The sequence below is a fragment of the Bacillus sp. FSL W8-0519 genome (genome assembly GCF_038005585.1).
Classification (GTDB): domain Bacteria; phylum Bacillota; class Bacilli; order Bacillales; family Bacillaceae_G; genus Bacillus_A; species Bacillus_A paranthracis.
The window spans coordinates 5,131,350-5,145,272 of the sequence record NZ_JBBOTL010000001.1; the positions used below are offsets into that span (position 1 = coordinate 5,131,350).

Below are 13,923 nucleotides of genomic sequence, written 5' to 3' on the forward strand. Positions count from 1 at the left end.
CGTCCCTCCTAAGGCCTTACGCCATCATTTTCTTCGCGTTTTCAATAACTTCTTCAATGCCACCAACTAAGCGGAATGCATCTTCTGGAAGGTCATCATATTTTCCTTCTAGAATTTCTTTGAAACCACGAACTGTGTCTTTTACAGGTACGTAAGAACCTTTTTGACCTGTAAACTGCTCCGCTACGTGGAAGTTTTGAGATAAGAAGAATTGAATACGACGAGCACGATGTACAACTAACTTATCTTCTTCAGATAACTCATCCATACCTAAGATAGCAATGATATCTTGAAGCTCTTTGTAACGTTGTAAAGTTTGCTGTACTTGACGAGCCACTTCATAATGCTCTTCTCCTACGATTTCTGGAGAAAGTGCACGAGATGTAGATGCTAATGGATCTACGGCTGGGTAAATACCCATTTGTGTTAAACGACGCTCTAAGTTTGTTGTTGCATCTAAGTGAGCGAACGTTGTAGCTGGTGCTGGGTCAGTATAGTCATCGGCTGGTACATATACCGCTTGGATAGACGTGATAGACCCTTTATTTGTAGATGTAATACGCTCTTGTAATTGACCCATTTCTGTTGCAAGTGTTGGTTGGTAACCTACCGCAGATGGCATACGGCCAAGAAGGGCAGATACTTCAGAACCTGCTTGCGTGAAACGGAAGATATTATCGATGAACAGAAGTACGTCTTGTCCTTGCTCATCACGGAAATATTCAGCCATTGTTAAGCCTGTTAATGCAACACGTTGACGTGCTCCAGGTGGCTCGTTCATTTGTCCGAATACCATCGCAGTTTTCTTAATTACGCCAGAATCGCTCATTTCGTGGTATAAGTCATTACCCTCACGAGTACGCTCACCTACACCAGCGAATACAGAGATACCACCGTGCTCTTGTGCGATGTTGTTGATTAACTCCTGAATTAATACTGTTTTACCTACACCGGCACCACCGAATAGACCGATCTTACCACCCTTAATGTAAGGAGCAAGTAAGTCTACTACTTTAATACCAGTTTCAAGAATTTCTACTTTAGTAGATAATTCTTCGAATGCAGGTGCTTGACGGTGAATTGGATCACGGCGTACATCCGAAGGAACCTCACCATCTAAGTCAATAGCATCACCTAATACGTTAAATACGCGACCAAGTGTTGCATCACCAACTGGTACAGAGATTGCTTTACCAGTATCTTCTACTTCTGTGCCACGAACAAGTCCATCTGTGGAAGACATCGCAACTGTACGAACTGTATCATCACCTAAATGAAGTGCAACTTCAAATGTTAAGTTAAGTTCACCGTTTTCGTTGCTCTGTTTTACCGTAAGGGCGTTGTAGATTTCTGGTAGCTTTCCGCCATCAAACTTAACGTCTACAACCGGACCCATGATTTGCGTAACGCGCCCTTTATTCATCGGGTTCCCTCCTAGCTTTCTTTTAATTAGCTAACTTTCTACGAGCAGCTAGCTTTTCATTTTTTATTAGTTTATAGCTTACGCGACTCTTTTGACAGAGCCGCCTACGCTTTTTATTGAATCTAGCTCCAGCGGTTAGAATGTTCGGTGGCTTCGCTTTTTCCTGCGAGGCACAAATCGCCTCTACGTCAAAAGCTCCATCCCCCTCTCATTCTGAACGAACCGCCTACGCTTTTTATTACTATTCTAACGCTGCTGCTCCACCAACGATTTCCGTAATTTCTTGCGTAATCGCTGCCTGACGCGCACGGTTGAATGAAAGTGTAAGTGAATCGATAACTTCCATTGCGTTGTCTGTAGCACTCTTCATTGCTGTCATACGCGCTGCGTGCTCACTTGCTTTACCGTCTAGTAATGCACCGTACACTAAGCTTTCTGCGTATTGTGGCAATAGTACTTTTAAAATTTCTTCTTCAGAAGGTTCGAATTCATAAGCTGTCGTCGGTTTATCAGACGCCACATCAGTAAGCGGTAAAATTTTATTTTCCGTTACTTCTTGTGAAATTTTACTTACGTAATGGTTGTAGTAAATATACAGCTCATCATAAGCACCATCTGCGAACATCGCAATTGCTCGAGAAGCAAGGTCTTTAATATCAGTAAATGATGGGTGGTCAGATAATCCAACTACTTCATCAATGATGTTAAAGCCGCGACGTTTTAAATAATCACGTCCTAGTCGTCCAAGCACAATAATTGAATATTGGTTTGAATCCATATTATGACGTTCACGAATTACGTTACTTACTGTACGTAATACGTTACTGTTATAACCACCTGCTAGTCCGCGATCAGATGTAATAACGATGTATCCTGTACGCTTTACAGGACGCGCATTTAGCATTGGATGATTAATTCCTTTACTTCCTTGCGCAATGCTCGCTACTACTTCTTGAATCTTTTCCATATACGGAACGAAAGATTTAGCATTTTGCTCTGCACGGTTTAACTTAGATGCAGATACCATCTCCATCGCTTTCGTAATTTGACTCGTTTTCTTTGTCGAGTTAATCTTCGCTTTTATATCGCGTAAAGATGCCACAGGTTTTCACCACCTTTTTTCCGGAAGTTGGCACGATTAGTAAGAATCCTCTTCCTAATCTACGTTGCAAGATATTCTTGCTCATGATTGAAGGAAAAGAATAGGTGCACCTACTCTTTTCCTTTACATAACCGTCAGCAATCTCAGAAATTGAGATGCCTTTATATATTATCTAGCTCCGCCTCTTAGCCGATGGGGCTAAACAGTCGGCTTCACTTTTTATTATTCAGAAGCTACGAATACTTTTTTAAATCCGTTAATTGCTGCTGCAAATTTGTCGTCATCCGCAAGTTTCTTAGTTGTGCGGATTTCTTCTAATAAGTCAGTCGCATTAGAATCTAACCAAGCATGGAATTCTTCTTCGAAACGAGTGATATCTACTACTGGGATATCATCTAGGAATCCACGTGTTAAAGCGTAAAGAATGATAACTTGTTTCTCTACACGTAACGGTTTGTGTAATCCTTGTTTTAATACCTCAACAGTACGAGCACCACGGTTTAGTTTCGCTTGAGTTGCTTTATCTAGGTCAGAACCGAACTGAGCGAACGCTTCTAACTCACGGTAAGATGCAAGGTCAAGACGAAGTGTACCTGATACTTTACTCATTGCTTTAATCTGAGCAGATCCACCTACACGAGATACAGAAGTACCCGCATCGATCGCTGGACGTACGCCAGAGAAGAATAGGTCAGATTGTAAGAAGATTTGTCCATCCGTAATTGAGATTACGTTTGTTGGGATGTAAGCTGATACGTCCCCTGCTTGTGTTTCGATGAAAGGTAGTGCAGTTAAAGAACCGCCGCCTTTTGCATCACTTAATTTTGCTGCACGCTCTAATAAGCGAGAATGTAAGTAGAATACATCCCCTGGGTAAGCTTCACGACCTGGAGGACGACGTAATAGTAATGACAGCTCACGGTAAGCTGCTGCTTGTTTTGATAAGTCATCATATACTACTAATACGTGTTTACCATTGTACATGAACTCTTCACCCATTGTTACACCAGCGTAAGGAGCTAGGTATAATAATGGAGCTGGTTGAGAAGCAGATGCAGTTACAACGATTGTGTACTCTAATGCACCATGCTTACGTAGTGTTTCTACTACGTTACGTACAGTTGATTCTTTTTGTCCGATAGCTACGTAAATACAAATCATATCTTCATCTTTTTGGTTAATGATTGTATCTAGTGCAACTGCTGTTTTACCTGTTTGACGGTCACCGATGATTAACTCACGTTGACCACGGCCAATTGGTACAAGAGCGTCAATCGCTTTAATACCTGTTTGAAGTGGCTCATGAACAGATTTACGATCCATTACACCTGGTGCTGGACTTTCGATTGGACGAGTGTTTGTTGTATTGATTGGGCCTAAACCATCAACTGGTTGACCTAATGGGTTTACAACACGACCAATTAGTTCTTTTCCTACTGGTACTTGCATGATGCGACCAGTACGACGAACTTCGTCACCTTCACGGATTTCTGTGTAAGGTCCTAAAATGATAATACCTACGTTGTTTTCCTCTAAATTTTGTGCTAGTCCCATAACGCCGTTAGAGAACTCTACAAGTTCACCAGCCATAACGTTATCAAGACCATGAGCACGCGCGATACCGTCACCAACTTGGATAACTGTACCAACATCACTAACTTCGATTTCAGACTGATAGTTCTCGATTTGTTGCTTTATCAGTGCGCTAATTTCTTCAGCTCTGATGCTCATGTGCTTCACCCCTATCTATTCTTCATTAATTCACGCTGAATACGTGCTAATTTTCCTTGTAAACTTCCGTCATAAATGCGATTTCCAATACGTACTTTAATGCCGCCTAGTAAATCTTCATCTACAACATTTTTTACGCGAATTGCATCTTTTCCTGTTCTCTTTGCAAATGCTTCTGCAATGTTAAGCTTCTCTTCTTCCGATAGAAGACGAGTAGAATATACAGTTGCGTCCGCTACGTTACGTTCTTCATTAGCAAGAACAACATATTCATCTGCAATTTCAGGTAAGATATCAATGCGCTTGTTATCAATTAAAATATATAACGTATTTAAAATAGATTCAGAAACAGACCCGAATACGTTTGCAAGAAACGTTTTCTTTTGTTCCTTTGAAATGTTCGGTTGCGTTAAAAAGCTATGTAGTTCTCCGTTCTTTACATAAACGTTTTGTACAAGGCGTAATTCCTCTTCAAACATTTCTAATACGTGTTTTTCTTTAGCAATTTTAAAAAGAGCGACAGCATAACGTTTTGCTACAATCCCATTGCTCATCGCGCTTCTCCTACTTCTTTAATATAATCGCGAATTAACTTCACTTGATCTTCTTCTTTTAATTCTTTTTCAATTACTTTAGAAGCAATTTGAACAGATAAAGAAGCAACTTGTTCTTGTAAAGCAGCAATCGCTTGCTCTTTTTCGCGTTGAATTTCTTGTACAGCAGATGCTTTAATTGATTCTGCTTCTTCTTTCGCAGCAGCAACAATAGCATCTTTTTGATCTACAGCTTGTTTTTTCGCTCTTTCGATTAACTCTTGTGCTTCAACACGTGATTGTTTTAACATTTCACGTTGTTCTTCTACTAACTTCTTCGCTTCAGCGTTACTTCTTTCTGCAGCGTCGATTTCATTAGTAACATGCTCTTCACGTTCTTTCATAATCCCCATTAAAGGACCCCACGCGAATTTGCGTAGCATTACTAATAGAAGTAAGAAAATGAACAATGTATAAGCAATCGTTCCAAATGGAATGGCAGCCCCTAATAATAAAGTTGGCACAAGGATTCACTCCCTTCAAAATATCTAAATTGATCATATGAAAAAAAAAGACATACGTTTCGTTCATAAAGCAATGGCGAAGAAAGTTCGGAAAAACACTCTTCGCCATCTATGTAAGGGGAGTCTCCCTTATTTGTTCATTACGATGAATGCAATAACTACACCGATGATTGGAAGTGCCTCAACTAAAGCAACCCCGATGAACATAATTGTTTGAAGTGCGCCTTTTAATTCTGGTTGACGAGCAACACCTTCGATTGTACGTGATACGATAAGACCGTTACCAATACCTGCACCTAATGCTGATAAACCAATTGCAATTGCAGCTGCGATTACACCTAAACTCATTTAATTTGTCCTCCTTTGTATTATAAAAAAATAAATTTTTTCTTACTTAAATTATATTAATGGTCATGACTTACTTTATGAGCCATATAAACCATCGTTAACATAACGAAAATAAATGCTTGGATTGATCCAACGAATACACTGAATCCCATCCATGCTAACATCGGCACAAGTGCACCTAATGCTCCAAGGAATGATGCTCCGCCCAGCTTAGCAAGTAATCCTAATAAGATCTCACCTGCATAAATGTTACCAAATAAACGAAGACCTAACGTTAATGTGTTAGCAAACTCCTCAATAACCTTTAATGGGAATAAGAATTTCATAGGTTGGAAATAACCTTTTACGTATTCTTTCGTACCCTTCATCTTAATTCCATAATAATGGGTGAGGGTAACTACCATCACGGCTAATGTTAATGTAACTGCTGGATCAGACGTTGGTGATCTCCACCATGCAATATGTTCGCCAGCTTCAGTTGCTGAATACATGAATGGTAAACCAAGGAAGTTCGATACGATGATAAACATGATAAGCGTAACGCCAAGCGTTAAGAAACGTCCACCTGTTTTCCAGTCCATCGTACTATTGATAATCCCTTTCACGAAGTCAAACACCCATTCCATGAAGTTTTGCATTCCTGTTGGGCGAAGAGCTAAGCTGCGAGTTCCGATAACAGCGATTAAGAAAACAATAACTGCTGCTACAGTAACCATCATAACTGATGACAAATCGAACGTTAAACCTAGAAATTCAACTAATTTACCGTGTTCCACTAGTAATTCACCTCTCTTCCCTGCTCTTATACTCTAAATAAAGAAAATCTATGATCATGACAAGGTATCCTGTCAGCAATCCTACACCTAAGCCCCACATCGCAATTAACTCTTGATATTTGGCTGCAAATAAAATTAATAACCCAATCGTGGCGAATCTTGAATATGTACTTACCGCTGTCGCCTTAAACTTCACGTTTTCTCCATTTGTCACGCGATCCAACAGCTTGTCTGTCCTACGTGCAATGATGCGCAAACTAAGAAAACTGAAAATCGTTCCGATAATCAGTCCAAGAAATACATCCTTGTAAGAGGTGAATCCCCATCCTAGCACTAGAAGCGCAAGCAAGTAGTACATATATTTCTTTTGTCTTTGGACAAGTCCATGTACGTCTATCATCATTGCTCTCCCGAATAGTAATGTCGAATGAGTCGAATCATTGCGTATACCCCTGTTCCTAATCCGAGTAATAACCCTATAATAAGAAACAATGGAAACGTTCCAACCTTATTATCAATCCACTGCCCACCAAAGATCCCAACAAGAATAGAACCGACTAACTGAGCAAGAATACCTGACATTAAAGCATAAGCTTTTATATGGCTGCGATCGTTTTTTTGCAAGGATTCATCCCTCCAATATGTAGCCCTCATTCACGATGTGTTAATAATAACTCATTTTTTTGCATAAATCCTATACAAAATAAAAAGTTTACATTTTCGTCACGGAATAGATGTATTTTTGTCACTGAAAGCCCTACCATCTATCCCCGTTGTTAGCATACAATAGGGTATTAACAGTGTCAACGAGAAATCGTAAAAAATCAAAAAATTTGAGTATTAGTCATTTCCTCCCAAAAATGAAAACGTTCCCCTTCTAAATACTGGTTAGAGATATGAAATTTCTAACAGTTTTCTCTTTATAATAGAAGGAAATGTTCACAAGTTTGTCACTATTATATTTTTACGATATAACGCTTTCCTTCCATAATATAGTGCTCTTTAGACGTAAGACTTCTATATTATATGTGATGTGTATGCAACTTATGTTGTATATACTATGTATATTTATCCTCTCCCCTCCCCTACTTGCTTACATCAAAAAAAGACGAGCTGAGGAATCCCCCTGCTCGTCAGTTGTCTTACTTCGTTCCGAATAAACGGTCACCAGCATCACCAAGACCTGGTACTACATATCCGTGGTCATTTAATTTCTCATCTAATGCTGCTACATAAATATCAACATCAGGATGTTCTTCTTGTACTACTTTTACTCCTTCTGGAGCTGCAACGATACACATTAATTTAATTTGTTTTGCGCCGCGCTTTTTCAGAGAGTTAATTGCTTCAGCTGCAGAACCACCTGTTGCTAGCATCGGATCTAGTACGATAAAGTCACGCTCTTCTACATCCGTTGGAAGTTTCACATAGTATTCTACCGGTTGCAATGTTTTAGGGTCGCGGTATAAGCCAACGTGTCCTACTTTTGCTGCTGGAATTAATTTCAGAATTCCATCAACCATTCCTAAACCTGCACGTAAAATCGGAATTAAACCAAGTTTTTTACCAGCGATCACTTTTGTTGTCGCTTTGCTTACAGGAGTCTCAATTTCAATGTCTTTAAGTGGAAGGTCGCGAGTAATTTCAAAAGCCATTAAGCTTGCTACTTCGTCCACTAATTCACGAAAATCTTTCGTACCTGTATTCTTGTCGCGAATATATGTAATCTTATGTTGAATTAACGGGTGATCAAATACATACAGTTTTCCCATGTGAATCTCTCCTTTAGATGATATTCATGCGTTTGCACGCTTTTTTACACTATTTACGATTGTAAAGAAAACGCTACTAATATTCAAGGGCAAATTTGGAAAAGTCATGATTTCCGATGAATCTATCTAGTATCTTTACCAATTATGGGAGCTGTATCCTTCATTATATCGCCAAAATTTATTCATCATTTGTATACATACTTAAAGAACAATATATGTCCACAAAAAAAACTGCCAAAACAATTATGTCTCAGCAGTCTTCTTCAATCTATTATAGATTTGGATACATTGGGAATTTGCTCGTTAACGCTTCTACACGCTTACGTGCTTCTTCTAATGCAGCTTCATTGTCATGATTTTTTAATGTGTAAGCAATAAGTGACGCAATTTCATCCATTTCTTCTAAACCGAAACCACGAGATGTTACAGCTGCTGTACCGATACGTACACCACTTGTTACAAATGGGCTTGCTGTTTCAAATGGAATTGTATTTTTGTTCACTGTAATACCAACTTCGTCTAATACGTGCTCTGCTACTTTACCTGTGATTTCTAGGTTACGAACATCAATTAGGATTAAGTGATTGTCTGTTCCACCAGAAACAAGTGTAAGTCCTTCTTTTTGAAGACCTTCAGCTAAGCGGTTCGCATTGTTAATGATATTTTGTGCATATGTTTTAAAATCATCTTGAAGTGCCTCACCAAACGCAACAGCTTTTGCAGCGATTACGTGCATAAGTGGACCACCTTGAATACCAGGGAAGATTGATTTATCAATTTGTTTTGCAAATTGCTCTTCACATAAAATCATACCACCACGTGGACCACGTAATGTTTTATGTGTTGTTGTTGTAACGAAATGTGCATGTGGCACTGGATTTGGATGTAAACCAGCCGCTACTAAACCAGCGATATGTGCCATATCAACCATTAAGTATGCGCCCACTTCATCTGCAATCTCACGGAATCGTTTGAAATCGATAACACGAGGGTATGCACTTGCACCTGCAACGATTAATTTTGGTTTATGTTCTTTCGCTTTTGCTAATACATCATCGTAATTAATACGGTGAGATTCAGCATCCACGCCATATTCTACGAAATTATATTGTACTCCACTGAAGTTAACAGGGCTTCCGTGTGTTAAGTGACCACCATGAGATAAATTCATACCAAGTACTGTATCGCCTTGCTCTAAAATCGTGAAGTATACTGCCATGTTCGCTTGTGCACCAGAATGCGGTTGAACATTTACGTGCTCTGCGCCGAAAATTTCTTTTACGCGATCACGTGCGATATCTTCTACTACGTCTACATGTTCACAACCACCATAGTAACGTTTCCCAGGATATCCTTCAGCATACTTATTCGTTAAAACAGAACCTTGCGCCTCCATTACTGCTTCACTTACGAAGTTTTCCGAAGCAATTAACTCAATCTTCGAACGCTGTCTCCCTAGTTCTGCCTCAATTGCAGCAAATACCTTTTCATCTTGACGTTTTAAATGATCCACCAAAATCCCCCTTTTCTGAACGAATTACATCGATTCCCAACAGTTTTTTCTTATTTATTCAGAAAAAACGAAAATTCAGGTTGTAATTCTTTCGAACCTTCATGTTTTCAACTACATTCTAACATGACTTTCTATATCATAAAAGAAAAAAAAGACCGAAAATCGGTCTTTTCTTTCTTCTATAATAAAGTCAGACAACATACCTTATTCATAACTTTAACGGCAAGTGATAGTCTCTTCCTTCGCCGCATAAACAGCACGTGCTCCACCAATTAGCTTTCCACGTGTTGTTGCCATCGTTACATGTGCACTTCCAATTTCCTTCACACTAGTACGAACCGGAACAGCTACGTGCTTTAAATGCATACCGATAAATGTATCACCAATATCCATTCCCGCATCTGCTTTAATAAACTCAATTACTACCGGATCTTTCAAATTGTGATAAGCATATGTTGCTAATGCACCACCTGCTGATCTAACAGGCGTAACTGTTACAATTTCAAATTGATATTTCATCGCCAACTCTTTCTCAACTACTAAAGCACGGTTTAAATGCTCACAACATTGAAACGCCAACTCAATACCTGTTTGTTCTTGAAATTGTTTTAACTCAGAAAAAATCGCCTCTGCTACTTCCATCGTTCCTGATGTCCCAATTCTTTCTCCTAGCACTTCGCTCGTACTACACCCCACTACAAAAATTTGACCACTTTGTAATGAAGCTTGTTCTTGGAAATCAGAAAGCGAAATTTGTAGCTGTTCTCTTACCTTTACGATTTCTGTCATTACGCCTCTTCCTTTCACAGGTTGGTTCACCAAATTATATTTCCTACTGCTTCTAGTTAGAATCTATTACTTTGCTTCGTATGTTTTAATTTTTCCTACGCGGTTTTCGTGACGGCCGCCTTCAAATTCAGTTGTTAACCAAATTTTTGCGATGTCGCGTGCTAGACCAGCACCAATTACACGCTCGCCCATTGCTAACATGTTTGTATCGTTATGCTCTCTCGTTGCTCTCGCACTGAAAGTATCATGAACTAACGCACAACGAATACCATTTACTTTGTTTGCAGCAATTGACATACCGATGCCTGTCCCACAAACTAAAATACCACGATCTACTTCGCCATTTGCTACCATTTCCGCTGCTGGAAACGCAAAATCAGGGTAATCAACAGAACCAGCTTCACATTCACAACCTAAATCAATATATTCAATATTTAACTCTTCTAATAAACTTACAAGTTCTTTACGGATATTCATACCGCCGTGATCAGATGCTACTACTACTTTCATTTTTACCCCTCCAAAGTTTCAATCCATTATCTTCATTCTCACTTAATCCTTTAATGGGACGAAGTGATCTCCAATATCGTATTATACACGAAACATCAACCTTCTGAATGTTTTTTCAGTAAAGTTTGTACAAGTTTTTCCATCTCTTCTAATGTTTCTTTATAAATAGAGAGAGATCCGCCGAACGGATCTGAAATATCCTTACTCATCCCCTCAGTTACTCCATATAATGTATCTACTTTCCCTTCAACACTCGGATAATGCCCAAGGATAAGTTCCTTATGGTTTTCCGTCATTGTTACTACAATATCTGCCCAATCAATTAAGGCTTCGTTTACCTGCTGCGAAGCATGATCGATTGCAATTCCCTTTTCAGCTAAAGCTTCCTTTGCATGTACCGACGCATCACTTCCAGGATAGGCGAAAACACCAGCAGATTGCACTTCAAACTTACCTTCTCCATAATGGCGCAGTAACGCCTCAGCCATCGGACTACGGCATGTATTTCCAGTGCAAACAAATAATACTCGTTTCATCTAAACCCACCCCTTTTCTCTATTTCCTTCCTTTTATCATAGCGTACATTACAATAGAACAAAAGAAATGTGAATATACGAAAGGCGCATTTCTCTTATATTTTTTCTAAGAAAAATGCGCCTTATCCACATATATGTGAAACCCTATTTCCAAGTGCCCAAAGTATTTTACCATATATAAGGAACAGACTACAAAACAAAATAAGGAATCCATTTCATACGAAACGGATTCCTTTCATGTGATAATTATTTCATTGTAACTTTCATTACTTCTGTTGAACCTTTTGTAGCAGTTACACCTACAGTTGTCTTAATAGACTCAGCTGCATCTGTGTTTGTAATAACGATTGGAGTAATTGTGCTTTTCGCTTTTTCACGAATTAATTCTAAGTCGAATGAGATTAATTTATCTCCAGCTTTTACAGCTTGTCCTTCAGAAACGTGAGCTTCAAAACCTTCGCCTTCCATTTTTACAGTTTCTAATCCAACGTGGATTAAAATTTCTGTACCGTTTTTCGCTTTAATTCCAATTGCATGTTTTGTGTGGAATAATTGTACGATTTCGCCATCAACTGGAGATACAACTACACCTTCAGTAGGATCGATTGCAACACCGTCACCCATCATACGACCAGCGAATACTGGATCTGGTACTTCTTCAATATTTTTCACCGCTCCAGTTAATGGAGCTACAATTGTTTCTTCATTTGTTTTTGAACCAAGACCGAATAATTTTTTAAACATAGGATAGTCCTCCTTATAATTTACCTAAAAGTTTATAGGGCAATCTCTATTAAAGATCAGAATAAACGTAAGACTTCATACTTCGAATATTATACTGTAAAAACGCTTTCGAAATAAATTACGTCATTACTACTAGACTCTTATTGTAGCGTCTCACAAAATTCCAGTCAATTCTGATTGTCTGAATAACAATAAGAAGTTAACTTCTACTTATATTTTCTCTTTTTTTACCTAACTTGTCTAGAGGTCTTTACTACATTTTATTTTTTGTTGTTAATTTGTAAAATTTTTTTCAAACTTTTTTCGAAATCCACTTGACTAAAGTAAGTAACTATTTTATTATTACTTACGTAAGGTAAGTTAATAACTTTTAGGAGGTTTTCAAAAATGATGGATTTCGGTCTTCTTATTATTCGTCTTATTATAGGTATTACATTCATGGGTCATGGTGCTCAAAAATTATTTGGTTGGTTCGGCGGTTACGGTTTAAAAGGAACAGGTGGCTGGATGGAATCAATCGGTTTACGCCCTGGTGTATTTATGGCATTTATGGCTGGTGCAACTGAACTATTAGGTGGTTTCTTATTCGCATCAGGTATTTTCACTGCAATCGGTTCATTATTTATTGTTGGAACAATGTTAATGGCGATCTTCACTGTTCATGGAAAAAACGGTTACTGGGTAACTCAAAATGGATATGAATATAACTTAATGTTAATCGCTGTTGCTATCGGTGTAGCTTTAATCGGTCCTGGCGCATACGTTTTACTATAATTTTTATCTTGAATTCGAGATTATTTAGGTGGAACTTACTTCATTGTGGTTGAAGTAAGTTCTTTTTATGTAATAAAAATATTATTTTCAGCAGGAGTTTTCCACTAACATCTTGTAAACAAACAATAAGTCGTCATATTTAGAAAGGGGATTTCAATCATGTTATCCATTAATCCAAATGAACAATCGGAAAAAGAGAATTACAAATTACTTACAGGAAGTATTATTCCACGCCCTGTCGCATTCGTTACTTCTGTAACAAAAGACGGCGTATTAAATGGAGCACCATATAGTTATTTCAATATTGTTGCTGCTAATCCGCCACTTATCTCAGTTTCTGTACAACGAAAAGCTGGAGAAAGAAAAGACACTTCTCGAAACGCAATTGAAAAAGGAGAATTTGTTGTACATATCTCTGATGAATCATATGTAGCGGCAATTAACGAAACAGCAGCAAATCTCCCTCCAAATGAAAGTGAAATTGAATTAGCAAAATTAACACCAATTGAAAGTGATGTCATCTCCGTTCCAGGTGTAAAAGAAGCAAATATTCGAATGGAATGCGTACTAGAACGCGCAATCCCCCTTGGCGGAACAGAAGACTCACCAGCTTGCGATTTACTAATCGGACGCGTCGTTCGCTTCCACGTCGCAGAACACCTATACGAAAAAGGACGCATTCATGCCGAAGGACTAAAACCAGTAAGCCGCCTAGCAGGACACAACTACGCAAAACTAGGAGAACAATTTGAATTAGTGAGGCCAATCTAAAAGCGGAAGCGGCTCACTCAGAATCGCAGGCTATTTGGAACTCTCTCGCATGAAGCGCTTTTTGCTTCATGCGAGAG

At 38.7% G+C, this 13,923-nt stretch carries 18 protein-coding genes; 2 read left to right on the forward strand and 16 right to left on the reverse strand.

What is annotated here, in order from left to right; translation table 11 throughout:
- Window positions 1-16: 16 nt before the first annotated feature.
- The 16 genes from atpD to NST14_RS27045 all read right to left on the reverse strand — a co-directional run bounded on the left by atpD (window position 17) and on the right by NST14_RS27045 (window position 12,301).
- Complete coding sequence (gene atpD / locus NST14_RS26970) at window positions 17-1,423, reverse strand: F0F1 ATP synthase subunit beta (protein ID WP_001032592.1); 1,407 nt, start codon at window positions 1,421-1,423, stop codon at window positions 17-19.
- Window positions 1,424-1,664: 241 nt separating this feature from the next.
- Entirely contained in the window at window positions 1,665-2,525 is an 861-nt protein-coding gene (gene atpG, locus NST14_RS26975; RefSeq protein ID WP_000157696.1) for a F0F1 ATP synthase subunit gamma, read from the reverse strand.
- Between the two features lie 222 nt (window positions 2,526-2,747).
- Window positions 2,748-4,256, reverse strand: coding sequence for a F0F1 ATP synthase subunit alpha (atpA, locus tag NST14_RS26980; RefSeq protein ID WP_000027518.1), 1,509 nt, complete (start codon window positions 4,254-4,256; stop codon window positions 2,748-2,750).
- A gap of 11 nt (window positions 4,257-4,267) precedes the next feature.
- On the reverse strand, window positions 4,268-4,810 hold the full coding sequence (gene atpH / locus NST14_RS26985; protein WP_000064683.1) for a F0F1 ATP synthase subunit delta: 543 nt from the start codon (window positions 4,808-4,810) through the stop codon (window positions 4,268-4,270).
- A complete protein-coding gene (gene atpF, locus NST14_RS26990) occupies window positions 4,807-5,313 on the reverse strand; it encodes a F0F1 ATP synthase subunit B (RefSeq protein ID WP_001142617.1) in 507 nt (168 codons plus the stop codon). The genes atpH and atpF overlap by 4 nt, the downstream gene beginning before the upstream one ends.
- Before the next feature lie 129 nt (window positions 5,314-5,442).
- Complete coding sequence (gene atpE / locus NST14_RS26995; RefSeq protein WP_000052064.1) at window positions 5,443-5,661, reverse strand: F0F1 ATP synthase subunit C; 219 nt, start codon at window positions 5,659-5,661, stop codon at window positions 5,443-5,445.
- A 56-nt stretch (window positions 5,662-5,717) separates the two neighbouring features.
- Window positions 5,718-6,437 (reverse strand): F0F1 ATP synthase subunit A, encoded by a 720-nt coding sequence (gene atpB / locus NST14_RS27000; protein ID WP_000399870.1) that lies wholly within the window; start codon window positions 6,435-6,437, stop codon window positions 5,718-5,720.
- 7 nt (window positions 6,438-6,444) lie between these two features.
- Window positions 6,445-6,837, reverse strand: coding sequence for an ATP synthase subunit I (locus NST14_RS27005; RefSeq protein WP_000567600.1), 393 nt, complete (start codon window positions 6,835-6,837; stop codon window positions 6,445-6,447).
- Entirely contained in the window at window positions 6,837-7,061 is a 225-nt protein-coding gene (locus tag NST14_RS27010) for an AtpZ/AtpI family protein (protein ID WP_001171223.1), read from the reverse strand. Before NST14_RS27010 ends, NST14_RS27005 begins: the two co-directional genes overlap by 1 nt.
- A gap of 26 nt (window positions 7,062-7,087) precedes the next feature.
- Window positions 7,088-7,201, reverse strand: coding sequence for a DUF4024 domain-containing protein (locus tag NST14_RS27015; RefSeq protein WP_000232961.1), 114 nt, complete (start codon window positions 7,199-7,201; stop codon window positions 7,088-7,090).
- 378 nt (window positions 7,202-7,579) lie between these two features.
- Window positions 7,580-8,209, reverse strand: a complete 630-nt coding sequence (upp, locus tag NST14_RS27020; protein ID WP_000517539.1) for a uracil phosphoribosyltransferase — start codon at window positions 8,207-8,209, stop codon at window positions 7,580-7,582.
- Between the two features lie 271 nt (window positions 8,210-8,480).
- The gene (gene glyA, locus NST14_RS27025; RefSeq protein WP_048557345.1) at window positions 8,481-9,722 is read right to left on the reverse strand and encodes a serine hydroxymethyltransferase; all 1,242 of its coding nucleotides are present in this window, start codon (window positions 9,720-9,722) and stop codon (window positions 8,481-8,483) included.
- 216 nt (window positions 9,723-9,938) lie between these two features.
- Window positions 9,939-10,511 carry a TIGR01440 family protein gene (locus tag NST14_RS27030; RefSeq protein WP_000136362.1) on the reverse strand — a complete coding sequence of 191 codons (573 nt, stop codon included), beginning with the start codon at window positions 10,509-10,511 and terminating at the stop codon, window positions 9,939-9,941.
- A 66-nt stretch (window positions 10,512-10,577) separates the two neighbouring features.
- On the reverse strand, window positions 10,578-11,021 hold the full coding sequence (rpiB, locus tag NST14_RS27035) for a ribose 5-phosphate isomerase B (RefSeq protein ID WP_000869919.1): 444 nt from the start codon (window positions 11,019-11,021) through the stop codon (window positions 10,578-10,580).
- Window positions 11,022-11,116: 95 nt separating this feature from the next.
- Window positions 11,117-11,557: a low molecular weight protein arginine phosphatase gene (locus tag NST14_RS27040; protein ID WP_000832385.1), complete on the reverse strand. Its 441-nt coding sequence runs from the start codon at window positions 11,555-11,557 to the stop codon at window positions 11,117-11,119.
- A 246-nt stretch (window positions 11,558-11,803) separates the two neighbouring features.
- Window positions 11,804-12,301: a PTS sugar transporter subunit IIA gene (locus NST14_RS27045; protein WP_000473666.1), complete on the reverse strand. Its 498-nt coding sequence runs from the start codon at window positions 12,299-12,301 to the stop codon at window positions 11,804-11,806.
- A gap of 387 nt (window positions 12,302-12,688) precedes the next feature.
- Here NST14_RS27045 and NST14_RS27050 point away from each other — a divergent pair, with 387 nt between their 5' ends.
- On the forward strand, window positions 12,689-13,075 hold the full coding sequence (locus NST14_RS27050; protein ID WP_000968618.1) for a DoxX family protein: 387 nt from the start codon (window positions 12,689-12,691) through the stop codon (window positions 13,073-13,075).
- 159 nt (window positions 13,076-13,234) lie between these two features.
- Window positions 13,235-13,846, forward strand: a complete 612-nt coding sequence (locus tag NST14_RS27055; protein WP_000949039.1) for a flavin reductase family protein — start codon at window positions 13,235-13,237, stop codon at window positions 13,844-13,846.
- Window positions 13,847-13,923 lie beyond the last annotated feature (77 nt).

What these genes read in the sequence shown, in the direction of transcription:
- atpD (WP_001032592.1), bottom strand. Translation starts at nt 1,423, where the DNA reads ATGAATAAAGGGCGCGTTACGCAAATCATGGGTCCGGTTGTAGACGTT.
- atpA (WP_000027518.1), bottom strand. Translation starts at nt 4,256, where the DNA reads ATGAGCATCAGAGCTGAAGAAATTAGCGCACTGATAAAGCAACAAATC.
- atpH (WP_000064683.1), bottom strand. Translation starts at nt 4,810, where the DNA reads ATGAGCAATGGGATTGTAGCAAAACGTTATGCTGTCGCTCTTTTTAAA.
- atpE (WP_000052064.1), bottom strand. Translation starts at nt 5,661, where the DNA reads ATGAGTTTAGGTGTAATCGCAGCTGCAATTGCAATTGGTTTATCAGCA.
- NST14_RS27005 (WP_000567600.1), bottom strand. Translation starts at nt 6,837, where the DNA reads ATGATAGACGTACATGGACTTGTCCAAAGACAAAAGAAATATATGTAC.
- NST14_RS27015 (WP_000232961.1), bottom strand. Translation starts at nt 7,201, where the DNA reads ATGGTAGGGCTTTCAGTGACAAAAATACATCTATTCCGTGACGAAAAT.
- upp (WP_000517539.1), bottom strand. Translation starts at nt 8,209, where the DNA reads ATGGGAAAACTGTATGTATTTGATCACCCGTTAATTCAACATAAGATT.
- NST14_RS27030 (WP_000136362.1), bottom strand. Translation starts at nt 10,511, where the DNA reads ATGACAGAAATCGTAAAGGTAAGAGAACAGCTACAAATTTCGCTTTCT.
- rpiB (WP_000869919.1), bottom strand. Translation starts at nt 11,021, where the DNA reads ATGAAAGTAGTAGTAGCATCTGATCACGGCGGTATGAATATCCGTAAA.
- NST14_RS27040 (WP_000832385.1), bottom strand. Translation starts at nt 11,557, where the DNA reads ATGAAACGAGTATTATTTGTTTGCACTGGAAATACATGCCGTAGTCCG.
- NST14_RS27045 (WP_000473666.1), bottom strand. Translation starts at nt 12,301, where the DNA reads ATGTTTAAAAAATTATTCGGTCTTGGTTCAAAAACAAATGAAGAAACA.
- NST14_RS27050 (WP_000968618.1), top strand. Translation starts at nt 12,689, where the DNA reads ATGATGGATTTCGGTCTTCTTATTATTCGTCTTATTATAGGTATTACA.
- NST14_RS27055 (WP_000949039.1), top strand. Translation starts at nt 13,235, where the DNA reads ATGTTATCCATTAATCCAAATGAACAATCGGAAAAAGAGAATTACAAA.